Raw genomic sequence first — 26,134 nt, 5'->3', positions numbered from 1 at the left:
TTTTATATCATAAAATGCCGCTTTGATGGTATTGACTTAATACTAGCAATATATGATTCTTGAATAGACAGGAAAAATTTTCAAGAGGTGAGTTGCTTGAGAGAAGCTCTTCATGTTATTGATAACGAAATAATTGGTCTTCCTTATAAAGCCTCAAGTGATGAGATTAACAATTACAAAAAGCTGGCTAATAAGGAATTATATCAATGCCCATACTGCAAAGCTATTCTCATCGTAAAATCGGGTGATGAACGAGGTTTGTACTTCTCCCATAAGCATTCAGAAGCCTGTATTGAATCCAGGCAAATGGATAAGGCTGAAAAAAAGTATAGGAAACAGATTGAGGGAGAGTCAGTCCTTCATAGAACAATGGTTGATATTGTTTACGATGAACTAACAATTCAATCAAAAATGAAATCTAACATAGAGGTCAATTACGGATATAGAGCTAAACCGGAATTGAAGGAGTACCCAGATGTCTGGATCAAAATTGATACAGTAGAATATGCATTATCCGTTGTTACTAGAGTAAATTCAAAAGAGGATAGTAAGTTTTCCAATATGATTACGAACAGACATGAGTACTTCCAATTACAAGGCATGGAACCAATCTGGTTTATCGAGAAAAAAGAACAGTCTGTTGAAAAAGAAAAAAATAGTATTATTTTGTGGGATGCGGAATTGACGATTTCCTTAAAAACATATGAGGACAGGCTTTGGGACTCGCTACTAGGGAATATGATTCATGATAGAGGGTTTTTCAGTTATTTTAATTATCCAGTGGCTATGGATGATTTAACAATTGATGTACGGAGTATGTACTATATTTATTCAAAAGAGAACGGGATAGTTGTTAAGGTACAACGTTTCCTTAAGGACCGAATAATCAAGCCTTACAGAGCTTTTTTAATAAATGAGGGCTACGAAATACCTTTTGCCGACGCCCTTATCCTGCAAAATGGTCCCAAGCTGAGCGATCCAAATATGGAAGAAATAAACCGCAAGGAATTTACCTTAAAGTTTCAAAGGCTTAAGCGGAAATACAGAGAACAACTCAGAATCCTTGAAGTGAAAAGACTGCAAGAAATGAGAGAAAAAGAGGAACATGAGAAGAGACAGGAAGAAGAAAGGAAACAAGCGATTAAAGAAGATCAATTTTTCCTGCAGAATTTATTGGATTACAACCAAATAGCCGAAGATAAAAAGATTTCCTACAATCACCTAAAAGTACTTTTAAAGAAAAGGATTAACTTAACACAGAAAGAACAAATGGAATTGTGGACCAACATTATGCCCAGGATAAAATACAATTTCAATCTTGTCTGGAATCTAGCGGTTGAAAACAATTGCAGGACTTTCACAGAACTTAGAGCCAGCCTGCAAGATTATATTAAAAATTAATACAAACTTTCCACTAATAAAAACGCAGGAGCCGAAGCCGACTCCTGCGTTTGTAACTTTCTGTGCTTTATACAATAAATTGGGATCTTGTTACTTAAAAATAAATTTTAATCCAAAATGGTCTCGTCTAAATACGCATTAATGCGCCATTAGGCTTTGGCAACTCTTCCTCTGCAATCTGATTCATTTTACAAAAATGCTCAAAAAATTCCTGTGCCAGCTCTCGTTCCTTTGGGTCATTTTTCAACGAAACGATATCCAGCAGAATTTGAGCCATCCACGAATTATCAAAATAACGGTATTTACCTGTATTCCATGTCATTTTTTCGGGGGATTTTTCATTTACGTAATATTTCCAGAAAAGCATCTGATCAGATTCCTCTTCTGTAAGTTGGAGTCTGTAATTCGAATGGGCAGGAATGTACCCATCTTCACAAAGCTTCCCGATAAAATTTTCATTTACCATATAGACACCCAGGATACGTCTGTCTTGTTCAGGCCTGCTGGAATCTATTTCCGTTAACAGGACCGCACTATTTTGGTGCAGGCGGCTCGGTTTGTTTGGCTTCCCCTTGTTTTTGCCGCTTTTTATCAAGCCTGAAAAGACCTTCCACTCTGAAAAAGAACTGCCCAGCTCTTCAGTGTCACACCAAAAAACCATTTGTGATTCGGGATGAAGTTTATGATTTTTCATAAGCTTTTCATATTCCAGGCGAAGTTCGTGTTTTTTTCGTTGCAGCTCTCTTTCCTCTTCCTTCTTCCATTCTTCCTCTTTTCGTTTCATTGCCTTCTTTTGCAGCATTTCCTCAAGGGAATTAGCAATACTTTTATCGTGTAGTGTCAGATGCTTTTCAAATACATCAGGGAAAATAAATTGTTTATTTTCAGAGGCGAAATTTATTTCAATACGGGAATCATTATGATTTACTATATTCCCCATTCCATAACGCTTGTGTGTAACTTTCTTATTGATTAGATTCATTATTCTAGTCCTCCTCATTTTATTCACCTTTAAAGCTCACACAACTGTTTGAATTTTTCTTCGGTCGATAAAGGATGGCAAAAAAGCTCCAATATTCTACCTGAAAAAAATACAGCGGGATTAGAACAAGAAAAAAAATAATTGTAAGACTATTGTAACATTTTTATGAAAAAATAGCAAATTTCTTATTGACATCGTATTTAGTGATAAAGTAAAATGTAATTTTATTCTCTGTATTTTATGGTAAAATTTGTGAAATAAAGGCCCCGGAAAACGAATAAAAGCAGGTTCCCTTAGCGGGAGCCTGCTTCTTCTTTTTCAACAAGTTGCGCAACAGCTTCAACATGTGTTGAGTGTATAAGGAAATACTTGGGGGGCTTGGCGGGTTTTTCATTAGGAACAAAATCAATCTATTTCTACTGTTCCTAACCCCCAAAGCATTAAATCAGTGACGTGATGAAGAAAGGAACCTCTATTACAATAGGTCTCTTCTCAAATCCTCCGCGGACCTTGGAGACAGATAACCGGGTGCAACATCAAAAACAGTTTTTGCACCTGCTTGTCCTTCTTTATTTAATCGATAAGCTGCTCTGGCATATGCCACAAGTACACTAGCTGTAAATTCAGGGTTACTCTCTAAGTTAAGGAAGTATTCAATAATTTGATTATTGTCTTTTCCTGTTTTTCCGCTTCGTATCACAAAACCACCATGTGGTAATTTTGAGTGGTTTTCTTTTAATTCTTCTGCTGTAATAAAGTTTACTTCTGTCTCATAGTCAGCAAAGTAGTTAGGCATTGTTTTAATGTCGTGTTCAATTTTTGCTTGGTCATATCCTTCTTGTGCCACGACATAACAAACCCGCCGGTGTTTTTCAGCTGTAGATAATTGAGGATTCACTCCACTTTTGACCTTCATGATCGCTTCATCAATCGGTTCTGTATACTGAACACCACCAGCTACGCCCTCTACTCTGCGAATAGCGTCTGAATGTCCTTGACTCAGCCCTTTCCCCCAGAAGGTGTAAGTTTCACCATTTGGTAAGATGGCTTCAGCCATTAAACGATTCAGTGAAAATAAACCTGGATCCCAGCCAACAGAAATAATACTAGTTCTTCCACCCTCTTTAGCCGCTTGATCAACTGCAGGAAAATATTCAGGAATCTTTGCATGTGTATCATAACTATCGACTGTGTTAAACATTCCAGCAAAATATGGACCTTGATCTGGAAGGTCGGTTGCTGAACCTCCACATAAGATCATCACATCAATTTTGTCCTTATATTCCTCTGCACTCGCAATAGGCAAAACTTCTACATTTGGTTCATTGATCGAAAGACTTTCAGGTGCCCTTCTTGTAAAAACAGCCACAAGCTCCATATCTGGACATTGCTTGATTGCTTCAATCGTTCCTCTGCCAAGATTACCGTAGCCAACAATTCCGACTTTAATTTGATTACTCATACTCTTTCTCCATTTCTGTCTTTTGTTCATTTAGATTCACTAACTAACAACTCATAAAATACAATCTTATTTACCATAATCCATTTAAATATACTTTTCAATTGTATCGTCCTTAGATAGGCTAAGTAATTCACTCGATTCTCAGAAAAGACCGTTTATCCGCCTGCCTTTTTCCAGGAATTGCACAGAAAAAGACCCGGAAATCGGAAAAGTTTATTTTCACGAGAACCGGGCCTGAAAGGAAAGATGCTGATCGGTTTATTCATTCTCCACTGGAAGCTGGACAGTAATTGGTTTTAATTCCTTGGATGGGACAAAGCTTGAAAAATCAAATAGCAGCATTGTATTTTCCAGCTTAAAATTTTCGATCCTTTCTTCTCCGTTTAAGTCAAAAGTTGATTGGAAGTGTGCTGTTGCCTTATCAATCATTTTCACTTCATTAAAGGGAATACCATGGTTTTTAGGTGGCCACGGATTTTCCGGGTCGATCTTCGTTAAATAATCCTTATCAACCAACCAGAAAAGGTATTCCAAGTTATGATTGATTGTTTCAAGTTTCCCTTTACTCAAATTCTTCGGAAGCCCTGTAATTTGATAATCTATTACCAATTGCCCGCCTGTTTGAGTAACATCATTTACCTGCAGGCCTAAATCGAACCGTGTACTTTCCAACGTGAAAGATTTACTACTCAAAAGCTGTTGAACTTTCGGGTCTGCTGCAGATAAATAAGGATATAAGGTAAGTGAAGTAATATCCGACTTAAGCTTTGTCATCTCTGTCCGAACGGCACTATGATATCCATCCTCTTTTTTCGATTCCTCGAGATATGTTGGGTTTTCAAACCTGTACACATTTCCTTTATTATCAACTGCCTTTTGTATATAAATATCATCACTCTTGTATTTCTCTACCGTCTCATAAATAAGTGAGGAGGATGCTTTTGCAGTAAGTATCTCTTTAATACGGATTTTTACCCCGTCTTCCGGATATGCTTCCTCCGTGTTAATAGCAAGTGTACTGTTTTTTCCCTGCTGAATTGGAATATCAAAGTTCCATTCACCTTTTATTCCGTTGATATTATGGATCGTTATAGGAAGGGTAGAATTCTCATTAAATGATTTATATGGATATTGCATTTTCCATTGAAAGTTATATCCATTGTCAACCTTCTTAATGTTATTTGATTTTCCCCTCAGCCACGGGTCATCGTCCCCTCTATAGTGTTCAAAGTTTATATCAAAGCTAACTTCCCCTTTTTCGTTTTCTCCCTTATCAACACCTTCATCTACAAATCCTGTAATTGATACCACACTGCCATCAAAGTAAGCGCTGGTCAGTTTTACAGTTACCCCATTTCTTGTAAGTGATTGGTTTAATTGTGTAACCGCATCCTGGTTAGCCAATTCCACACCTGATCGATCATTAAATTCTTGAAAAATCCCCCCAAGTAAAGGAGTATTAGCCAATACTTTATTCATTGCAGGACTAACAAAACCAGAGGCAAAGGTAATTCCAAGAAGTGCAGCTGCAGCTGCAGTTGTAGCAAGAACTTTCTTCCTTCTGGCCTTTCCGCCATGTTCGACTTTATTTAGACCTTTATTAATTGCATCAAATACCTTCTCTTTTGGTACTGCTATTTGATCAATTGCACTTTTCATTTCCTTCTTATCCATGGCATTTGTCCTCCTCATTTTTATAGGACTTTTTTAACTCCGCCCTGCCCCTGCTTAGATATGTTTTTACTGTACTCTCTGGTATTTCCATGACACTGCTAATTGTTTTAATCGAGTAATCATAATAGTAAAAGAGCAAAATGGCTGTCCGGTAACTTTCTCTCAGCTGCTGAATTGCGTTCAATAGCTGTAAGGAGTCATCCATGTTTGGATTTTCCTGTTCTGGCAGGTTGGACATTATTTCATCACTTAGCGGAACGACGTTGCTTTTTCTTTTTAACAATTGGGCTGAACACCGCATGACAATCTTCGTGAGCCAAGTCATAAAATACTCCGGGTTCTTCAACGAATGAATAGATGTAAAAGCCTGATAGGCTGTTTCCTGGACAACATCCAGCGCATCCTCTTCGTTATGTACATAGAGATAGGCAGTCCGATAGATTCTTTCATAATGTTGTTGAATCAGCTTCTCAAAGGCGCTTTTATTTCCTTTGATTGCTTTTTTTATAAGCTTTTGGCCTTCAATTTCCATCTTTTTTTAATCCCCCTTTACTAATTAGTGGAATGTATAATCAAGAAAAGTTTCAAAAAGTTAAAGTATTTACCTGGAAAGCATATCATGACAAGAAAATCCGAAGTTCAAAAAAATAAACAGAAACCATTTTTGGTTTCTGCTTAATTAGTGCTTCCAATAATAAGAGAGACATTGTTACAGTTAATATAATGTTGAAAGAGCCTTATCCACCAAAGGATAAGGCTCTCCTATCTATGTTATTACAATTTTCGCAACAGCTTCACAATGAGTTGAGTGTATGTGGCAACACAAGAGGTGCTTGGTGAGTTTACTCCTTCTTCAAGATAAGCACCCTTTACTTCAATAAGAGAAAAACAGGTACTATATTAAATTTTCTTCATCCTAACTCGGTTTAAAATTTGAGGGTTAATTATTAAGGCAGTTGTTATACATAATGAACCGCAAATTAAGAAGAGTGAGAACAGTATATGACCACCGACCGTTGGAGAATTAGATGTAAAATAACTTAATAAAAATAATCCTACTCCTAAAAAGGATAAATAATAGGCAAATCCTTTTTTCTCTTGCTTAAAGATGAAGTACCCAATAAGAGCCAATAAATATAAACTGCTCAAAACCATAATAACAGGAAAAAGGGGTTGAAATTTAGATGCATAGACAAAGTAATCAAGATGTGAAATATCACTTGGGTTACTTACTGCTCCATAAAATAAATGTGTAAAAGGTGTGGAATATCGCCATTCCCAAGGATTATCCAAAATTGCACTGCCTTCGTACCAAGCAACAGCAGTAGAAAACAAAAGGAAAAAAGAGGCGATTCCACATTGAATGATAATCCGAATCATATTAAATGACCTCCAATATAACATTTAACCAGCTTCCTAAATATTAACATATTACAGGCTGTATTGAGGCTAACTTTCTATTTCCCTTTTCAACCTGCCCCGTTAGTTAAAAAATCCTTGTTCTTTCCATTGGTCAAAATACTTTTGGTACCCCATTTCCGAAGCGGTCATAGTGTATTGAGTATCTTCCAATTTAAAAGTATGAGAACCTGACAAGGCTTCATAGGTCGGATTCCCCTCTACATCTCCGAAAAGTGTTTCAAATGTATTTACATCCACTGATGTTTTATTTCCATTCTCGTAGGTTTCAAGAAGAATGAAATCAACCTCACCTTGTTCTGTATGCCCTTTAAATATCAACCCTGCTTTTTTTAATGACAAATATAATTGTTCCATACCCAACCAAGGACCTCCTCAAAAAATTAATTACCTTATTGTACTAAACTGCCCCGTTAGTTAAAGAAGAATAGCTACCTTCTGGTAGCTATTTAACGTTTATCAAACCAAATCATATGTTTTTACAATTTTATATTCAGTTGCCTAAGCATATCAAAAGTATTTACATAAGGTACCTCAAATTCCTGGCAGGCAACTGGGATTAATATACGATTCCTCTTTTCACGATTATAAGCTTCATGAGTAACTAGTGTACCTCCCCGTGCTTTTGCATAAGCAATTAACCATGCATCTGCATTGGATGCAAATTCACTTTTTGCTTCAGGTAAAAAGTGATCACTAGAGTTTGCCCATTGCTGTAATCTTGCATATGCCTCAATAACATCTTGACTATCCGTTTTTTCGAAATGCTCACGGAACTGGTTACCTGACCACTCATGTAGATGATCCGGCTCAGCTGCGCAAGTTAATTCTTCGTGAATTTTATCGATACTACAAATAGCAGATTTTTTTGCTGCTTCCTCTAACGCCTGCCAAAAGCTTGGAGCAAAATCAAAAGAATAATAGAGTCTATGAGCGTTTATGAATACGTTAGCATCTAATATAAACATCCTACATACTACCTTTCCAGGTAATCCACATATTTATTGAATGTATCTCCTCGTAACCCAGTCAATCTATACGCGTCTCTATACAAAACATTTCCCGCCTTTACTTCAGAAATGATTATCCTTGAAAATAGGTTCCCTAATTTAGCTCCAGTGGTAGCATAAAAGTYCCCCCCGCCGGCAGAATCTCCCACTTCCCTTAAGCCTTCTTTATATCGTTCATAGAAGGCTAAGAATTCGGGTTTGGAAATTAAATTAAGTTCTAACGATCGCCGAGCCGCAACTAAAGCACTTACCTTAAAATATCTTGCTATATCATTAAAATCCTTCTCATTCTGAGACCATCTTCGCAGAAATTCATCCCTTGGACATAAAAACTCTGCTGCGGCCTTATTGCAAAGAGTTTCTATCTCATTTTCTTCATTGTCTATTGGGGATGCTTCGACAATTGCACTATGCCCTACCCAAATGTGTGCTAATTCATGTATCAATGTAAATATTTGTGCTGCCTTCGCATCCGCTCCGTTAATAAATATAAATGGAGCCATATTATTTACTAGCACAAATCCCCGAAATTCTTCAACATCTAACTTTCTATGTGAATTATTTCCAACTACTCCATTAATCATTACAATTATGCGTTGTTCTTCGCATTTTTCTATAAGGAAGCGTAAGGCATTATGCCAATTTGGAAATCTAGAGGCCCACCCTTCAGAAATGCCGAGCTTAGCCTTAATTAATCCGGCTAATTCCTGTGGATTTGTTCCTTCATAGGTTCCGACAAATCCAAGATCGCCCCCGCCATTTTCTATGTAAAAATCTTTAATAAATTGTTGTCTACGTTGCATCGTGTGTAGCGTATCTATCAACTCTGTACTGGCGCCAAGTGGTGCTTCATCCCCCAATGTCCGGTAGTGTGGCACAGGTAAATCTTCTTTCGGAGGTTCATTAAGGAAAAAATAGCCTAAGGGTGTTGATGTACTCTTCGCAAACCCCTCTAACTGTTTTAAAGTAGGCATTACCTCTCCATTTATCCACTTCTCTAATCTTGGAAAATGTTCGTTCAATGCCTCCCCTTTCCTTGATCTCTCTATTGCCCAACTCAGGATAGCCGGATTAACTTTTACATACGCCATGTATCTCACCCTATTTTAGAAAATCGCACTTCTGATTAGTTATGACGATTTTTTTCATATTTCCATTTTAAATGTAACAGACAAATACATAAAAGTAAATATTCGGAAAAACACACAAAGCTTTTGTAGTACTTCCTGGGTCCCAATTTCCTCACAATTAAATCTTGTATTTCTTTTTCTAAAAGGTTGTATTAGTGACAGAGATAAATCCCGAATGGGTCAGAGATGCCCCCTCTGCTCAAAAAACTGTCGTTTGACGTGACCGACACTAACAACACGTGAAAAGAATAACCGTAGGAGCGCCCTTAAATCACGCTAAATAAGAGGTTGGTGAGCTGAGCCGATGCAGAAAATCAGCGTAGCAATCATTAGGCAAGGTCTTTCTGCTGTTTGTGAGACTTAGAGGAGCGGGAACGGCTCCTTGCAGTAACGGTTCGGTGGAGTTTCGATTGGTTTCGGCCAGTAGGACTTGCCATAAAGCATGCGGGCGAAACGGTATGCGCTTTTTAATAAAGCTAGTGGCAAGGTGAAGAAATTCAGGTACTAAACAGCAGCATCATCCGGGTTCCCAGCGTTGTACTAAAGCATAATCATTGAGTACCCTTCCACTGTACACGAATTTAAATTTTGATTCGTGTGACAGGGGGGTACTTTCATAGTCAGTAACCCGCATAACCTAAAGCATATGCCGGTCGACTCCATTTGCCAACACTACTGTAGATGTAAACAACCTCTCTGTTCTGAGTTGCAAAATAAATAACGAAATCAAGATGCATAGCTGTCAATCCCCCTATAAAAAAATACATCCCTTAGCGGATTACGGCTCAAGGTATAGGTAAACCGCTTACCCTTATATCCAATTGCCTGGAACAGATTACAGCTCTCATTGGCCCAAATGTCGATGCATTAATGTGTCCCATTTCCCCTCTGGATATCTTATAGAAGGGAGAACTTCCTTTCTCAACTTTAGGTGAGCGCTTCCTGAATAGGCACTTTTCCTTCCTACCTCCACCATGGAGACAAACGACTCTAAAGGAGAGGTTGATGTTTGTCGTTTTGTTGTTTTTTCCTCTCTCGGCGGTCCAACCAATGACAATCTCCCAATTTTCTTGCTTGGAAGTGTAATCCCGGAAAATATTGATTTGATTTTCAATTGATGTCCGTTGGGAATATGATCCTTATTTTCGCACTCAATTAAGTCCTCTTTTAGTTGCGCTAGCAAGTCACTAAGCTTTCTTTAAGGGTAGCTTTATCATTATTGAGGATGTTACGAGCGCCTATAACAAAAGAGCTAATCAACGAAAAGAACTTATGCGACTCAAGGAAGGATTTAACGCCTCAAATACTGAATTCATTAGTTGAAAAAGTGACCTGCCAATCAGATGGAACGATTCACATTAAATACAGCTTTGTTAATCCTTTGCAAGAAACATGAAAAGGCAACTCCCATAATGGGTCAGTTGCCTTCTTTTAATACAATTTTCGCAACAGCTTCACAATGCGTCGTCTGCGGGAACATATCGACCGGCTGCACCTCGAGGGTCTTATAGCCGCCGTCTTCGAGAATCCTGAGATCCCGTGCAAGGGTGGCGGGGTTGCAGCTGACATAGACGACTTTCTTTGGCTTCATTTCGATAATCGTCTTGAGAAGCGCTTCATCACAGCCTTTGCGCGGCGGATCTACCACAAGCACATCGGCGGTGATGCCTTCGCTGTACCACTTCGGAATCACATCTTCCGCTTTGCCAACGGCGAATTCGGCATTGGCGATTTCATTCAGCTCGGCATTCCGTCTCGCATCTTCAATCGCTTCTGGAACGATTTCAACACCGTAAACTTTTTTTGCCTTCTGTGCAAGGAAAAGCGAGATGGTGCCGATGCCGCAATACGCGTCAATGACTGTTTCGCCGCCATTCAATCCTGCATATTCCAATGCTTTATCGTAGAGAACCTTGGTCTGGTCCGGATTCACCTGATAAAAGCTCAGCGCTGAAATGGCAAACTTCACGCTGCCGATATAGTCATAGATGACTTCACTTCCCCATAGTACCTTTGTCTTGTCACCCATGATGACATTGGTGCGCCTGGAATTGATATTGTGGACGATTGATTTCACCTTTGGCAGGCGGTCAACAATCGCTTCCACCAGCTTATTTTTCTGGGGAAGGTCTGACGTTCTTGTGATCAGCACCACCATCAGCTCGCCCGTTTGCTTGCCGTAGCGGGCCATGATATGGCGCATATCACCTTTATGGGTTTCCTCATTGTACGGCTTGATACCCAGCTCGATGCAGATCTGCTTCACCGTCTGGATGGCCTCATTCACCTCTGGAAGCTGGATCAAGCTTTCATTGCTGTCGACAATCTCATGGCTGCGCGGTTTAAAGAACCCGGCAACCAGCTTTCCATCCTTTTGCCCGACAGGAACCTGCGCCTTGTTTCGGTATTGCCAAGGATGCTCCATGCCAAGGACGGGATGGACTTTAACATCACCAAGCTTGCCGATACGGGCGAGCACCTGGCGAACCTGGTTTTCCTTGTACTTGAGCTGGCCTTCATAGCTGATATGCTGAAGCTGGCAGCCGCCATATTTGTGGGCTTCCTCCTGGGAAACCTCGACACGGAAATGGCTGCGCTCCAGCAGCTCAACCAGCCGCCCGATCCCATAGCCCTTGGCCACCTTGATCACTTTTATATTGGCCTTTTCACCCGGAAGTCCTCCCGGGACAAACACAGGATAGCCGTCGACCTTGGCAACTCCTGCCCCGTCATGCGTCAAATCCTCAAAGATTACATCTATATATTCATTCTTTTGAACTGGGTATGTTTGGCTCATTGTATCTTCCTTTGCAAAGAATTCATTAAGCACGATTTTATCATAACAGGCAGCGCATTGCGAAACGCTGGCGAGCTACGAGTTTTCCGCCACGGCCTTTTCCTGCTTGCGCAAATTGGTCAGGTGCACTTTGATCATAAAATAGCTGACCTCATCCGGCAGCAGTTCCTTGATTGGCTTAAGCCTGTCACGGCCAGCCTCGGCGACTGCGTTTTCGATGAGCGGCACATACTTTTCCGGAATGAGCAGGCTGTAATCGACTGGTTTCCCGGACTGGATGCTCTGCATCAGGTGATTTTCAATCGTGCTTGCCGCCAGCTCGCGTTTAGCGGCAATCTCGGTAACTGTCAAACCTTCCTGGTGCAGCGCATACGTTTCGAGCATCGACTCGCTGGCACTCTTCTTCGCCGGCTTTGCAGGCGCTGCTGGAGCAGAGGCAGTTGGTTCCCTGTCTGGATGCTGTTCGCAAAAAGCCTTGATGGCTTCTATAAATGCTGCTCCATATTTCTCAAGCTTGTTCTGGCCGACACCGCTCACCTGCAAAAATTCTTCCTCATCCTGAGGCAGCCGTGCGCACATGTCCTTTAACGATGAATCCGAAAAAATCACGAATGGCGGTACATTCTCTTTTTCGGCAATTGTTTTTCTGAGCTGGCGGAGCTGCTCAAACAGCGGGTCATCATTGGACACCTGGGTAACCTGGACAGCTTCTTTCCGGAACACAGACTGCTGGCCGGTAAGCACTTCCTTCCCGGGTGGCGTAACATAAATAGTCGGGTAAGTGCCATGCTCAACACCAATCAGATTCTCGGAAATGAGGAAGTCAATCAGCTCGGTAACCTGTTTGGCGCTTTGGTCTTTCATAATTCCGTACGTTGTCAGCTTGTTGAGCCCAAAGTCGAGGACTTTTTTATTTTTTGATCCGGTCAGGACACTTGCAGTCATGGCCTTGCCGTACTTCTGGCCCATGCGGATGATGCAGCTTAACACCATCTGCGCTTCCTTCGTCACTTCCACGCTTGAGCGGGTATCTGTACAATTCCCGCACCGCCCGCATGGCTGAGCCTCTTTTTCGCCAAAATACTCAATGATATGGGCCTGAAGGCAATTTTCCGTGTGGCAGTAACCAACCATCTGCTGCAGCTTTTCGAGCTCCTGGCCCACCCTTCCCTGGTCGGCAGACTGGTCGATCAGAAAGCGCTGGATCTGGACATCCTGCGGAGAGTACAGCAGCACACATTCACTGGGCAGCCCGTCACGGCCGGCACGGCCCGCTTCCTGGTAGTAGCTTTCCATATTCTTTGGCATCTGAAAATGAAGAACATACCGGATATTGGATTTATCGATTCCCATTCCAAATGCGGAGGTGGCGACCATGACGTCCGCCTCGTCCATCAGGAAACGTTCCTGCTCCTTCGCGCGGTCGGCATCATTCATGCCTGCATGGTAGCGCGCCGCATTGAACTGTTCTTTTTTCAGCCATTCATAAAGCTGATCCACTGATTTTCTTGTGGCTGCATAGATGATCCCGGCTTCATTACGGTTCTTTTTAAGATAATTTTTAATGAACCTGCTGCGGTCCTGCCCTTTTATAACCGAAAAAGAGAGGTTGGCCCGCTCAAATCCGGTAAGGACCGAATTGTTTTGATCAATATGCAGTGAGTAGCAGATGTCTTCCTTTACCTTTGGCGTGGCTGTGGCGGTCAGGCCGAGCACTGCCGGATTTCCCGGAAGGTTGTCCACCATGCGGGAAATCTGAAGATAGCTTGGACGGAAGTCATGCCCCCATTGCGAAACACAGTGCGCTTCATCAACAGCTACGAGCGGGATTTCGATATGCCTCAGGGTTTCCTGGAACTCATATGATTCAAGGCGCTCAGGGGCGACGTATAAAAGCTTGTAACGGCCATTCATGGCGTTGTCCATCGTTTCCCCAGCTTCTCGGGCGCTAAGCGAGCTGTTGATATAGGCAGCCGGAATACCCAGCTGATGCAAGGCATCGACCTGGTCCTTCATCAGGGAAATGAGTGGAGAGATCACTAGTGTGGTTCCGGGCAGCATAAGGGCGGGAATTTGATAAACGATCGATTTACCGCCGCCGGTCGGCATAATGCAGACTGTATTGCGGCCCTCAAGCACAGACGAAATGGCCTGCTCCTGACCTTTCCGGAATTCAGGGTAGCCAAAGTAGGTTTGCAGAAGTTCACGGGCTTTTTCTATCAAAATGACGGGCTCCTTTCTGAAATAAAATATCGCGGGAAAAATACGAAGAATAAAGTAGAGGGGTGTTTTTCCTTATTTTATCATAGTTTGGACCGCCGCTGCTCCACATAAAAAAACAAAGCCAGTGTGAGCCTTTCACACTGGCTTTGCAGCTTCCTACCCTTTTAGCGCATCCACCGTCTTCCTGACTTCTTCAATATTGCGCATTTTGTTATCCCAGCACTTCTGGCTAAGGTCAACTGGATATTCTTCAGGGTTGAGAGAGCGCTGGTATTCATCCCACAGCAGGTTTAGCGAATCTTCCGAGTAGGCTCTGATTTCTTCGATATCAGGCAGTTCATAAACACACTGGCCGCCTACAAATACATCTTCATGCAGGTCTTTCGCATCGAAATTCGTGACAAACTTGCTGATATAAGTATGGATAGGATGGAACATTTTCAGCCGCTCTTCATTTTGCGGATTTTCTTCTTCAAGCGCAATGTAATCTCCTTCTGATTTGCCATTGCTTGAATTGATGATCCGATATACCTTTTTCAGGCCTGGAGTGGTGACTTTTTCAGGGTTGGAGGAAATTTTGATCGTATCCTCCATCTTGCCGCTGTCCCCTTCAATGGAAACGAGCTTATAGACCGCTCCCAATGCCGGCTGGTCAAAAGCGGTGATCAGCTTTGTTCCGATTCCCCATGTATCAATTTTTGCTCCCTGGGCCTTAAGGTTCATGATTGTATACTCGTCAAGGTCGCTGGAAGCAACAATCTTGGTCTCGGTGAACCCTGCCTCGTCCAGCAGCCGCCTGGCCTCCTTTGACAAGTAGGCCAGGTCGCCGCTGTCCAGGCGGATGGCGGAGAAATTGATTTTATCGCCGAATTCGCGGGCAACCCGAATGGCATTCGGAACCCCCGATTTCAGCGTGTCATAGGTATCGACCAGGAATACGCAGTCCTTGTGCGTGCTGGCATACTTATAAAAGGATTCATACTCATTGCGGTAAGCCTGGACCATCGAATGCGCATGCGTCCCTGCTACAGGGATGCCGAAAAGCTTTCCTGCCCTGACATTGCTGGTCGCTTCAAAGCCGGCAATATAGGCAGCCCGGGCGCCCCATAAGGCTGCGTCCAGTTCCTGGGCCCGCCGGGAACCGAATTCCATCGCCACTTCGTCGCCGAGCACATGCTTGATACGTGACGCCTTGGTGGCGATCAGCGTCTGGAAATTGACGATATTCAGAAGGACGGTCTCAATCAGCTGCGCCTCTCCAAGCGGAGCGTCCACACGGACCAGCGGCTCGCCGGCAAATACAATTTCCCCTTCCCGCATGGAACGGATGCTTCCCGTGAATCTAAGGTTCGAAAGATAATCAAGGAAATCTTCCTGATAGCCGCATTGAGTTCGCAAATATTCTATATCATCTTCTGTGAACCGGAACTGTTTGATAACCTCCACAATCCGTTCAAGCCCCGCAAAGACGGCATATCCATTTCCGAAAGGCAGCTTCCGGAAGAAAAGTTCAAAAACAGCCTTTCGATCGTGGAATCCATCACGCCAATATGTTTCCATCATATTAATCTGATACAGATCGGTGTGGAGCATAAAACTATCGTCACTGAATCTTGTTGCCATTGTCATTACCCCCAAATTACAACTGGTTCTCTGCAGTTATTTTACCACGGCCCCCATCGCACCTTCAAAATGCCCTAGTGCCCATTCATGGCCGTTCTGGTTGAAAGAAGCTACGGCTTCCCTGTGAATCACAATTTTAAATCCGCGGTTATAGGCATCCACCGCTGTATGGAGAACACAAATATCCGTACAGACGCCGACAAGATGAAGTTCGGTGATTCCGCGCTCCCGCAGTTTGATTTCGAGTTCAGTCCCGGCAAAAGCTGAATAGCGGGTTTTGTCCAGGTACAGGACATGGTCAAGGTCCTTATTATTGTCGTACACCTCTTTTAGGCTTCCATACAAATCCCGGCCCTTTGTCCCTCTAATATTATGGGGAGGATAGAGCTTGGTTTCCGGATGGAATTCGTCTCCTTCATCATGGACATCGATTGCAAATACGACCAAATCTCCGTTTTCAATAAACTCCCTGGTGAGGGTTACGATTTTCCCTTCGATTTGCTGTCCGGGCTCCCCGCAGGTGAGTGCTCCATCATCAGCGACAAAATCATATGTATAATCGACATTAATCAATGCCTTTCCCATGCAAAGCCCTCCAACCTATAGGTTTTAATTAGTATTACCCTCTATTTTCTTAGAATCCCGGCACAAGCGCAAATTTTTGAACCGTCAAGCTGTGAAAAAAGACCGCAGCCTTTAAGGTGCAGTCTGGTTACGGTCATCAGCAGCTAAATCAAGCAAGTCCGGGCGGTCTTCCGGACGGATCTCATCGAGCGGGACCAGCACTTCAATATGGCGATAGAGATTCTCAAACTCTGCTGGCAGGTTGCCGCCGTATTCGCCATCCAAATTCAGCTGGACGGTATCCTTGGAGCGGACCTTAATCCGGTTGGCCTTTGTATAAATGACATTGGGGTCATGAATATGCTCCCCTCTGAGAGCCAGCGAAGCAATCCGGATAAAATCCGCCAGATTGGTCTTTTTTAGAATCAGCAGCGAGAACATCCCGTCGTTGATCGACGCATTTGGCGCCAGTCTTTCAAAGCCCCCGACCGAATTGGTAAGGCCAACCAGGAACAGCATGGCCTCGCCTTCATAAAGCTTTCCATCATACTCAATGCTTACCTCCGTCGCCCGGATGGATGGCAGCATTTCAATTCCTTTTAGATAATAGGCAAGCTGGCCAATCACTGTCTTAAGCTTGCTTGGCACTTCATAAGTCAATTCAGTCAGGCGGCCGCCCCCGGCAATGTTGATGAAATATTTATTATTGATCCTGCCGACATCGACAGGGATGGTCTCCCCACGGACAATGATATCGACAGCGGCTTCAATATCACGCGGAACATGGATGGCCCGTGCAAAATCGTTGGTGGTCCCTGTAGGAATTATGCCGATTTTTGGACGGTATTCCTGCTCGGCGATGCCGTTGATCACTTCATTGATGGTACCGTCGCCACCTGCGGCAATCACAAGGTCATAACGCCGCTCCACAGCGACCCTTGCCGCAAGCGTGGCATCACCTTCCCCGCTTGTTGCATGGCATGAAGTTTCATACCCAGCTGCCTCCAGCTTCGCCAGGACTGAAGCAAGGCTTCTTTTAAAAATTTCCCGTCCTGAAGTTGGATTATAAATAATTCTTGCTCTTTTCATTCCCATCATCCTATGAACTAAATTTTCGTCCTTATAGTCTTTAACATCATAGCCTAAAGAGTTGTGGCAGGCAATTTCCAAGCCAGTGAAGTGCCTCAAACTCCATTATATGGCAATTTAATATCTTGTACAACTTTCCTTGTATACCCTAAATCCTCCGTTTTTGTCGAAGAGTCAGGAAAAATTTCTTTTTCCCGGGAAATATGGTGTCGATTTTCACCTTCCTGAAAAACTAAAAAAGCTGGCCAATTGCTCAGCCAGCTGTCATAAATCTACCTCTTATTTAACTCTTGTACCAAAAGCTTGTTGACCAATGGCGGATTTGCCTGGCCTTTCGTTGCTTTCATGATCTGTCCTACAAGGAAGCCTTTTGCTTTATCTTTCCCGCCTTTGAAATCGGCAACAGATTGCGGATTGGCATCGATGATTTCGGAAATGATCTTCAGAAGGGCGCCTTCGTCGGAAATCTGGACAAGTCCTTTTTCTTTGACGATTGCTTCGGCATCGCCGCCTTTTTCAATCAATTCCTTGAAAACCGTTTTGGCAATCTTCGAGGAAATCGTGCCATTTTCGATAAGCTTGATCATCCCGGCCAGCCCTTCAGCTGTCAAAGGAACTTCGTGAAGCTCCTTTCCTTCGGCATTAAGGTATCCGGAAACATCGCCCATCAGCCAGTTTGAGGCCTGCTTGGCATCGGCCCCTGCTGCCACTACGGCTTCAAAGAAATCAGCCATTTCCTTGGTGACCGTCAAGACATTGGCGTCGTAGGATGGCAGTCCCCACTCCTCGATATACCGCTTCTTGCGGGCATCCGGCAGTTCGGGAATTTCTGAGGCAATCCTTGCTTTCCATTCTTCGTCAATATAAAAATCAGGCAGGTCAGGCTCAGGGAAATAGCGGTAATCCTCGGATCCCTCCTTGACGCGCATCAGCAAAGTCGTATTGGTCGCCTCGTCAAAGCGGCGCGTTTCCTGCTGGATGACGCCCCCGGCATCAAGAACTTCAGCCTGGCGCTTTTCTTCGTATTCAAGTCCTTTTCGTACAAAGTTGAAGGAGTTCAAGTTCTTCAATTCCGTCTTGGTGCCAAATTCCTTCTGTCCAACCGGACGGATGGAGATATTGGCGTCGCAGCGCAGCGACCCCTCCTCCATTTTGCAGTCGGAAACGCCCGTGTACTGAATGATGGACTTTAACTTTTCAAGAAAGGCGTAAGCTTCGTCGGGTGTGCGGATATCCGGTTCGGATACAATCTCTACCAGAGGTGTGCCCTGGCGGTTGTAGTCCACGAGGGAGTAGCCGCTGCCATGTGTCAGCTTCCCGGCATCTTCCTCCATATGAATGCGCGTAATGCCAATCCTTTTCTTCTCTCCGTTGACTTCGATCTCCACCCAGCCATTTTCACCGATCGGTTTGTCAAACTGGGATATCTGGAAGGCTTTCGGATTGTCCGGGTAAAAATAGTTTTTGCGGTCGAACTTCGTTTCTGTTGCTATTTCGCAATTCAGGGCGATACAAGCTTTCATCGCATAATCAATCGCTTTTTTGTTTACAACTGGCAAAACGCCGGGGTATGCCAGGTCAATGACCGTTGTATTTGTATTTGGTTCCGCCCCAAAGTGGTTCGGACTGCTTGAGAATATTTTTGAATCTGTTTTCAGCTCGACATGGACCTCAAGTCCAATCACCGTTTCATACTTCATGTTCCTCACCCCTTACAATTGTGGTTTTTGTTTATGGTAGTCAGTCGCCTGCTCGAACGCATGGGCAACACGGTAGACAGTGCTTTCGTCATAATGGTTTCCGATGATCTGCAAGCCTAGCGGCAGTCCGCCGGCAAAGCCGCAAGGAACCGAAATTCCCGGAACTCCCGCGAGGTTGACCGGAATCGTTAAAATATCGTTCGCATACATGGTCAATGGATCATCGATTTTCTCGCCAATCCTGAAGGCAGGAGTTGGGGCGGTCGGTCCAATGACGACGTCAAAGTCCTTAAAAATMTCATCAAAGTCCTTCTTGATCAAATGACGGACTTTTTGGGCTTTTTTATAGTAAGCATCATAATAGCCTGAACTCAAGGCAAAGGTCCCCAGCATGATCCGGCGCTTTACTTCTTCCCCAAATCCTTCTGCCCGGGTCTTTTTATACATATCAATCAGGTTCTGGGCGTCCTGGGTGCGATAGCCATAGCGGACTCCATCAAAGCGCGCCAGGTTGGCGGATGCTTCAGAAGATGACAGCAGATAATACGTGGCCAGGGCATATTTGGAATGCGGAAGGGAAACTTCCTCCCACTTGGCTCCGAGCTTCTCCAGGACTTTCAGAGCATCCAGAACCGATTGCCTAACCTCCTCGCTGACGCCTTCACCAAGGTATTCCTTTGGCACAGCAATTTTCAGTCCCTTTACATCACCCGACAATGCACCGACATAGTCAGGAATATTAATATTGGCTGAAGTAGAGTCCATCGGATCATGTCCGGCAATTGCCTTCAGCAGATAGGCATTATCCTCGACCGTACGTGTAATCGGACCGATTTGATCAAGCGAGGAAGCAAAAGCTACCAGGCCAAAGCGCGATACAAGGCCGTACGTCGGCTTCATGCCGACGACGCCGCAATAGGATGCCGGCTGGCGAATTGAACCGCCAGTGTCCGAACCAAGTGAGAAAAGAACTTCGCCTGCCGCAACCGATGCAGCAGAACCGCCGGAAGAACCGCCCGGAACGGTGTCAAGGTTCCAAGGATTGCGGGTTACCTGGTAATGGGAGTTTTCATTGGAAGAGCCCATCGCAAACTCGTCCATGTTCAATTTTCCAATCGTAACGGTCTCTGCCTCATGCAGTTTTCCCATTACAGTCGCATCATAAATAGGGTCAAAGTTTTCGAGAATCTTGCTGGCGCAAGTGGTTCTCAAGTTTTTTGTGACAATGTTGTCCTTGATGCCAATCGGCATGCCAAAGAGCAGGCCTTTCCCTTCCCCTTGCGCAAGCTTTTCATCAAGCGCTTTTGCTTTGGCCCGTGCCCTTTCCTCATCCAGTGTCAAAAAGGCCTGAACCTTTCCTTCCACTTCATTTATGCGTTTAAAGGATTGTTCTGCAAGGTCGGATACACTAATTTCTTTTTTATGTAATAGCTGGTGCAGCTCGGATACCTTATGTTCAAATAAACTCATTGTTTCCCCTCCTTATTCAATAATCGCAGGCACTTTGATCTGGCCATCCTGGTGGTCCGGCGCATTTTTCAGTACCTCTTCGTTGGAAAGCCCCGGCTTGGCGACATCCTCGCGCATTACATTTTTAATATTCAGGACATGCGAAATCGGCTCGACACCTTCTGTATCCACCTCATTCAACAGCTCCGCAAACGTAATGATCTTATCAAGCTGATCTGTTAATTTATCCGCTTCTTCCTCCGTTACCGCCAGCCTGGCCAAATGGGCAACATGTTTAACCTGATCCACTGAAATTCTTGACATATTAGCCACCTCCTTAAAAGTTCGCACAATGGGCAATTATCTTTGATAATAGCAGACTTTTCTACGTTAAAGCAATACGAACCCCGGCTCATGCCCCCCCTTTTATATGGCCTGCGTGCCGATTGTCTTAATCCTCCATAAAAAACAAGGGCTGCACCGGATTAGGGAGTTGTCTCCTTTCCGGTACAGCTTCATGCCATTATTTTTTTCCAAACAGGGTTTTCACTTTTGAAAATAACCCTTTTCCTTCTGTATCCTTCATTTGTACAACAGGCCTTTTCCTTTTCACGAGCGTAATCTCTTCCTTGTCGATGGCATGGTCGTATGCCAGGACAAGGCCATACTCGGAATTATACTCTTTGTTGGTCACAATCGTATAGGAGATTCCCTGATCCTCGGCTGCCTTAATATATTTGGACAAGGCGGAGTACGGGATATTTCCATTCAAATACAGATGAGCTTTGCTGTTCTCGTTGAAAATCCTTCCAAGTTCAGGCTGAACCTTTTTTCCCATTACTTCGCCCTGGGTCAGTGCTACTACTACCCTCTCGCGAAGCGTTCCCAAAAAGCGGCGCCGCTCAGCGGGCTTGATTTCTTTTGGTCCATGGATCCCCTGCTGCAAGTAGTCATCCACATTCTGCTTGCCCATTCCATCACCTCCGCGTGATTCACCTATTATTATGTATATAGCCCTGAAGCTGTGCAGGGCCCAATTCCTTTATAGTTCAATTTTAACCTATCTATTATAAAAAAAACCTTCTTCCGGATTGGAAGAAGGCTTGAAAAAAGGTGAAAAATCATTCATGGCAGATAAAGCTAAAACAATTGGAGATCAACGAACCTGCTGCAAGCTGCAAAACATTATAAAGGCCCAGCCGAAACGGCCTTACTTGGCGCCAGTGAACTGCTCCGCTTCTGTGGAGCCTTTCAGGGCCGTAGTGGAAGAAGTTCCGCCGCTGATGACCAGGGAGACTTCATCAAAGTATCCTGTTCCAACTTCGCGCTGATGCCTTGTGGCAGTGTATCCATACTGCTCGCTGCCAAACTCGGCCTGCTGCAGCTCGGAATAGGCAGCCATTCCGCGGTCTTTGTAGCCGCGGGCCAGCTCAAACATGCTGTGGTTCAGGGCATGGAAACCGGCAAGGGTAACAAACTGGAACTTGTAGCCCATCTTGCCCAGCTCAACCTGGAATTTCGCAATCGTTTCGTCATCAAGCTTCTTCTTCCAGTTGAAGGAAGGCGAGCAGTTGTAGGCAAGCAGCTTGCCAGGGAACTTCTCATGAATGGCTTCCGCGAAGCGCTTTGCTTCCTCAAGATTTGGTTCGGATGTCTCGCACCAGATCATGTCTGCATACGGAGCGTAAGCCAATCCGCGGGCAATCGCCTGGTCCAGGCCTGCCTTCGTGCGGAAGAATCCTTCCGGTGTGCGCTGCCCGGTAATAAACGGTGCATCATATGGGTCAACGTCACTGGTGATCAAGTCCGCGGCATTGGCATCCGTACGCGCAATCACCAGGGTCGGTGTTCCCATAACATCGGCGGCAAGGCGGGCCGCAATAAGGTTGCGAACGGCAGTCTGCGTTGGCAGCAATACTTTTCCGCCAAGATGGCCGCATTTCTTCTCGGAAGAAAGCTGGTCCTCAAAATGGACACCGGCCGCCCCCGCTTCAATCATGCCTTTCATCAGCTCGAAGACATTGAGCTGCCCGCCAAAGCCTGCTTCGGCATCCGCCACGATTGGAGCGAACCAGTCGATGGAGCTGTCACCTTCCGAGAACGTAATCTGGTCGGCGCGCTGAAGAGCCTGATTGATGCGTTTAACGACAGCTGGAACACTGTTTGCCGGATATAGGCTTTGGTCCGGGTACATATTCCCGGAAAGGTTGGCGTCTGCCGCGACTTGCCAGCCGCTAAGGTAAATGGCTTTCAGCCCTGCTTTTACCTGCTGGACAGCCTGGTTTCCAGTCAGCGCTCCAAGTGCGTTGATAAAATCCTCTTCATTGACCAGCTTCCAAAGCTTCTCGGCGCCGCGGCGTGCCAATGTATGCTCAATATCAACCGATCCTCTTAGCTTAATGACCTCCTGCGCCGTATAAGGCCTCTCCACACCCTTCCAGCGTGCATCCATTTCCCAGCTTTCCTGCAATTGTTTTACGCGTGCATCTGTCATTTTCCAATTCCTCCTATCAAACTATCAGTTTATGGATTTTGAATGATTCATTGGAGCCATGCATTAGGCAAAAGCTTTACCCTGCACGTTCATGTTGTTATAACACAGACAAATCATTTTCTATTTGTATTATATAACAGAGAAAATGAAATGCAACTGTTTTAGTTAAATTTTTTGAATATTTTTTCGACAAGTTGTTGCGGCACGCAAAAAAGAGGCATGCCCAGTAGCTTGGGCATGCCTCTTTTAAGTCTAAAACATTTCTGAAGTTGTTTTTGCCTGCATATGGAGGAGAAGGTAGTCAGGGCCGCCCGCTTTCGAGTCGGTTCCCGACATATTGAAGCCCCCGAATGGCTGATAGCCGACGATGGCCCCAGTGCAGCCTCTGTTGAAATAAAGGTTGCCGACATGGAAGTCTTCTCGGGCCTGCTGGATTTTTTCGCGGTTACGGGTAATGACGGCACCGGTCAAGCCGTACTCGGTATTATTGGCAATCTCGATGGCATGGCTGAAATCCCTCGCCTTTGTGAAGCCGACTACCGGCCCAAAGATTTCTTCCTGCATCAGGCGCGCACTTGGGTCAAGGTCAGCGAAGATGGTTGGCTGGATGAAGTAGCCTTTGGAATCATCCCCTTCACCGCCCGCCGCCAGCCGGCCTTCCTGTTTGCCGATCTCGATGTAATCCATTATCTTTTTATAGGCGTTCTGGTCAATGACGGGCCCCATAAAATTGCTCTGGTCCTCAGGGTTCCCGATTGTGAGCTGCCCGGTGAGTTCAATGGCGCGGTTGAGCACCTTGTCGTATACATCCTCAACGATCACCGCTCGGGAACAGGCCGAGCATTTCTGGCCGGAAAAGCCGAAGGCCGAAGCAACGATGGACTGGGCGGCAAGCTCAAGGTCCGCTTCGCTGTCAACGACGATGGTATCTTTCCCGCCCATCTCGGCAATGACCCTCTTGAGCCAGATTTGCCCCTCACTTAGCGTGGATGCACGCTGATTAATCCGGAGGCCGACATCACGGGAGCCAGTGAACGAAATGAAGCGTGTATCTTTATGGTCGACAAGGTAGTCACCGACTTCCGCACCGCTTCCCGGGACAAAGTTCAATACACCTTTTGGCAGGCCAGCCTCTTCCAGCACTTCCACGAATTTCGCGGCTACCACCGGGGTCGTCGAGGCCGGTTTAAGGAGGACGGTGTTGCCGGCGACAATTGCCGCAACGGCGGTCCCTGCCATGATCGCCAGCGGGAAGTTCCATGGAGAAATGATGACGCCTACCCCAAGCGGAATATAGTCGTAACGGTTATATTCATTTGGACGGCTCTGGACAGGAACACCATCTTTGATTTTCAGCATTTGCCGTGCATAGTATTCAAGAAAGTCAATTGCTTCCGCCGTATCCGCATCCGCTTCACGCCAAGGCTTTCCTGCCTCTTTTGTCAGCAGGGCCGAAAACTCGTGCTTGCGGCGGCGCAGGATGGCCGCTGCCTTGAAGAGGACATCCGCCCGGACCTCAGGCTTGGTTTTCTTCCATGTTTTAAAAGCTTCCACCGCTGCCTGCATCGCCTTTTCCGCCAGGTCCTTGCTGGCCTTGGAAACACGCCCGATGACTTCTTCCTTATTGGCAGGATTATAGGAAACTATCTTTTCTTCTGTTGTAATACGCTCTCCACCAATCAAAAGATCGTAATCCTTGCCCAGGTATCCTTCAACTGTCTTCAAGCCTTCCAGATACTCATTGCGGTGCTCCTCCACCGAAAAATCAGTAAAAGGCTCATGTTTATATGGCTGAACCATCCGATCCCCTCCTTAAAATAAAGCGTTTACATTCCAACTTTTATTGTAACATGCCATGGAGGGCTGTTCAAAAATTTTATAGCAATATATTAAACTGGGTAAAAAGGTTTAATCATGGACTGGGATAATGAAAACTGGCCATAATCAACTAGAATCCATATCGCGAGTTCTGGCGAGACAATAGATAGAACGATTAATCACCGTAAACTTGGTGGTATCTGCGATATTTATTTTCGCCGGTACAGATTAATTCTGCTTTGGATAAAAGTTTTGAGGTAGTGGAAATGGAAGGAAGCTGAAGAAAAGCCCGCATCTGGCTGTTTTGAAAGGGGATATTGTAAAGAAGGCCATACTCATAGATTGCTTGAAGATGAGCTGTCCTCGATTTTTGCAGGCAGCGGGGACAAATCCAAAACCCATGCTTCCATGTCATGGGGAGGTGTAGGCAGCGAGGACAGCCAACACCTGTCTTGATCTCCTGCGGAGAGATGGAATACTGGCTTATGATGTCCAAATTGAGTGGCTCATGCAATTGAAGCAAGGTATCTTTTATTTTTTCCATCTGTCCCGGGGTAATGATTTGTTTTTTATGAGCCTGTTCAGCTTCCTTGATTCGAAAGAGCAGGTTGCCGGCTGTACCGATTTCTTTAAAAATGTGTTCCTGCCCTGGATTAGTCCTCAATATGGCTGACGAGTTGCTAACGGCCACCTGATGCAGCAAGGGCAGTTTAAAAGAGAATCTTTCCGCCAACAAGCAATCAAGCTGATACTTTTGCCGTTTAACCTGCAGGATGGGGTCAGACAAAGCCTCGTTCTTTCCATTGACTGTTTTTATAAGCTGCTGGGAATGCTGGTCGAGGAATAAATCGCCCGAGAGGTTTTTTATTTCGATTAGAAGGCCAAACCGTTGAGAGAGTAGAAGAGTATCAATTTGAAAGAAGAGTTGTTTATGGGGAAGACGGAGAGCGTGAAAAATGAGGTAATCCTCTTCCGGAAGAAGGTTTGTATAATAATCCACAGCCTGCTCCCCTTTGAAACCGGCCAATCGGCGGGAGTATTCCTGCTCCAGTTCGGCTCGTCGGGGATGCTGGTCAGGCAGCCTGTAAAGCAAGGCCCTCAATTTTTTGATAGCCAGCGGTTCCGTTCTCGGTTTTACAATCATTAAAGTTTACCTCCCTTGGTTAGTTGGTTACATGTAGTGCTTCTTCTCATGCGTGGCGTTCTCCTGCCTTGATTGGGAGGTATTTTTAACAATTTTTAGACCTTTTTGTCTGGGTTTGTGGCAACTTATTTGCTGGTTTGGGCGTTCTATTTGCC

At 44.6% G+C, this 26,134-nt stretch carries 21 protein-coding genes; 1 reads left to right on the top strand and 20 read right to left on the bottom strand.

Annotated features, from left to right (window positions below; translation table 11 throughout):
* Positions 1–96 precede the first annotated feature (96 nt).
* On the top strand, positions 97–1,401 hold the full coding sequence (locus ADU22_RS06805; protein ID WP_053361476.1) for a competence protein CoiA family protein: 1,305 nt from the start codon (positions 97–99) through the stop codon (positions 1,399–1,401).
* 127 nt (positions 1,402–1,528) lie between these two features.
* Here ADU22_RS06805 and ADU22_RS06800 read toward each other — a convergent pair whose 3' ends face one another.
* From ADU22_RS06800 to ADU22_RS06705, 20 genes are all read right to left on the bottom strand, one after another.
* Positions 1,529–2,383, bottom strand: a complete 855-nt coding sequence (locus tag ADU22_RS06800; protein WP_053361475.1) for a hypothetical protein — start codon at positions 2,381–2,383, stop codon at positions 1,529–1,531.
* A gap of 475 nt (positions 2,384–2,858) precedes the next feature.
* Positions 2,859–3,845, bottom strand: coding sequence for a diaminopimelate dehydrogenase (locus ADU22_RS06795; RefSeq protein WP_053361474.1), 987 nt, complete (start codon positions 3,843–3,845; stop codon positions 2,859–2,861).
* Between the two features lie 258 nt (positions 3,846–4,103).
* Positions 4,104–5,519, bottom strand: coding sequence for a DUF4179 domain-containing protein (locus ADU22_RS06790; RefSeq protein ID WP_053361473.1), 1,416 nt, complete (start codon positions 5,517–5,519; stop codon positions 4,104–4,106).
* Positions 5,512–6,051: a sigma-70 family RNA polymerase sigma factor gene (locus tag ADU22_RS06785; protein ID WP_053361472.1), complete on the bottom strand. Its 540-nt coding sequence runs from the start codon at positions 6,049–6,051 to the stop codon at positions 5,512–5,514. The genes ADU22_RS06790 and ADU22_RS06785 overlap by 8 nt, the downstream gene beginning before the upstream one ends.
* A gap of 368 nt (positions 6,052–6,419) precedes the next feature.
* Positions 6,420–6,899, bottom strand: a complete 480-nt coding sequence (locus ADU22_RS06780) for a YjdJ family protein (protein WP_053361471.1) — start codon at positions 6,897–6,899, stop codon at positions 6,420–6,422.
* A 102-nt stretch (positions 6,900–7,001) separates the two neighbouring features.
* Positions 7,002–7,295: a hypothetical protein gene (locus ADU22_RS06775; RefSeq protein ID WP_053364482.1), complete on the bottom strand. Its 294-nt coding sequence runs from the start codon at positions 7,293–7,295 to the stop codon at positions 7,002–7,004.
* Between the two features lie 122 nt (positions 7,296–7,417).
* Positions 7,418–7,906 carry a DUF4411 family protein gene (locus tag ADU22_RS06770; protein WP_053361470.1) on the bottom strand — a complete coding sequence of 163 codons (489 nt, stop codon included), beginning with the start codon at positions 7,904–7,906 and terminating at the stop codon, positions 7,418–7,420.
* A gap of 8 nt (positions 7,907–7,914) precedes the next feature.
* The gene (locus ADU22_RS06765; RefSeq protein ID WP_053361469.1) at positions 7,915–9,039 is read right to left on the bottom strand and encodes an ImmA/IrrE family metallo-endopeptidase; all 1,125 of its coding nucleotides are present in this window, start codon (positions 9,037–9,039) and stop codon (positions 7,915–7,917) included.
* Positions 9,040–10,495: 1,456 nt separating this feature from the next.
* Positions 10,496–11,875 (bottom strand): 23S rRNA (uracil(1939)-C(5))-methyltransferase RlmD, encoded by a 1,380-nt coding sequence (rlmD, locus tag ADU22_RS06760; protein WP_053361468.1) that lies wholly within the window; start codon positions 11,873–11,875, stop codon positions 10,496–10,498.
* A gap of 75 nt (positions 11,876–11,950) precedes the next feature.
* The gene (gene recQ / locus ADU22_RS06755) at positions 11,951–14,098 is read right to left on the bottom strand and encodes a DNA helicase RecQ (protein WP_053361467.1); all 2,148 of its coding nucleotides are present in this window, start codon (positions 14,096–14,098) and stop codon (positions 11,951–11,953) included.
* Between the two features lie 156 nt (positions 14,099–14,254).
* Complete coding sequence (locus ADU22_RS06750) at positions 14,255–15,721, bottom strand: nicotinate phosphoribosyltransferase (protein WP_053361466.1); 1,467 nt, start codon at positions 15,719–15,721, stop codon at positions 14,255–14,257.
* A 36-nt stretch (positions 15,722–15,757) separates the two neighbouring features.
* Complete coding sequence (locus ADU22_RS06745) at positions 15,758–16,306, bottom strand: cysteine hydrolase family protein (protein ID WP_053361465.1); 549 nt, start codon at positions 16,304–16,306, stop codon at positions 15,758–15,760.
* A 111-nt stretch (positions 16,307–16,417) separates the two neighbouring features.
* Entirely contained in the window at positions 16,418–17,374 is a 957-nt protein-coding gene (locus tag ADU22_RS06740) for a diacylglycerol kinase (RefSeq protein ID WP_053361464.1), read from the bottom strand.
* A gap of 272 nt (positions 17,375–17,646) precedes the next feature.
* Positions 17,647–19,074 carry an Asp-tRNA(Asn)/Glu-tRNA(Gln) amidotransferase subunit GatB gene (gene gatB, locus ADU22_RS06735; RefSeq protein WP_053361463.1) on the bottom strand — a complete coding sequence of 476 codons (1,428 nt, stop codon included), beginning with the start codon at positions 19,072–19,074 and terminating at the stop codon, positions 17,647–17,649.
* Positions 19,075–19,086: 12 nt separating this feature from the next.
* Positions 19,087–20,544, bottom strand: a complete 1,458-nt coding sequence (gatA, locus tag ADU22_RS06730; RefSeq protein WP_053361462.1) for an Asp-tRNA(Asn)/Glu-tRNA(Gln) amidotransferase subunit GatA — start codon at positions 20,542–20,544, stop codon at positions 19,087–19,089.
* Positions 20,545–20,556: 12 nt separating this feature from the next.
* Entirely contained in the window at positions 20,557–20,847 is a 291-nt protein-coding gene (gene gatC / locus ADU22_RS06725; protein ID WP_053361461.1) for an Asp-tRNA(Asn)/Glu-tRNA(Gln) amidotransferase subunit GatC, read from the bottom strand.
* 199 nt (positions 20,848–21,046) lie between these two features.
* Positions 21,047–21,496 carry a YueI family protein gene (locus ADU22_RS06720; RefSeq protein WP_053361460.1) on the bottom strand — a complete coding sequence of 150 codons (450 nt, stop codon included), beginning with the start codon at positions 21,494–21,496 and terminating at the stop codon, positions 21,047–21,049.
* 237 nt (positions 21,497–21,733) lie between these two features.
* Positions 21,734–23,017 (bottom strand): isocitrate lyase, encoded by a 1,284-nt coding sequence (gene aceA, locus ADU22_RS06715; protein ID WP_053361459.1) that lies wholly within the window; start codon positions 23,015–23,017, stop codon positions 21,734–21,736.
* A 252-nt stretch (positions 23,018–23,269) separates the two neighbouring features.
* Positions 23,270–24,817 carry an L-glutamate gamma-semialdehyde dehydrogenase gene (pruA, locus tag ADU22_RS06710; RefSeq protein ID WP_053361458.1) on the bottom strand — a complete coding sequence of 516 codons (1,548 nt, stop codon included), beginning with the start codon at positions 24,815–24,817 and terminating at the stop codon, positions 23,270–23,272.
* Between the two features lie 193 nt (positions 24,818–25,010).
* A complete protein-coding gene (locus ADU22_RS06705) occupies positions 25,011–25,979 on the bottom strand; it encodes a nuclease-related domain-containing protein (protein WP_053361457.1) in 969 nt (322 codons plus the stop codon).
* Positions 25,980–26,134: the final 155 nt, after the last annotated feature.

Origin of the sequence: Bacillus sp. FJAT-27251, assembly GCF_001273925.1 — a bacterium.
In the GTDB taxonomy this organism is placed as follows: domain Bacteria; phylum Bacillota; class Bacilli; order Bacillales; family Cytobacillaceae; genus Mesobacillus_B.
Note: the sequence above shows the minus strand (reverse complement) of the source record. Positions and strands in the feature narration are given on the sequence as shown.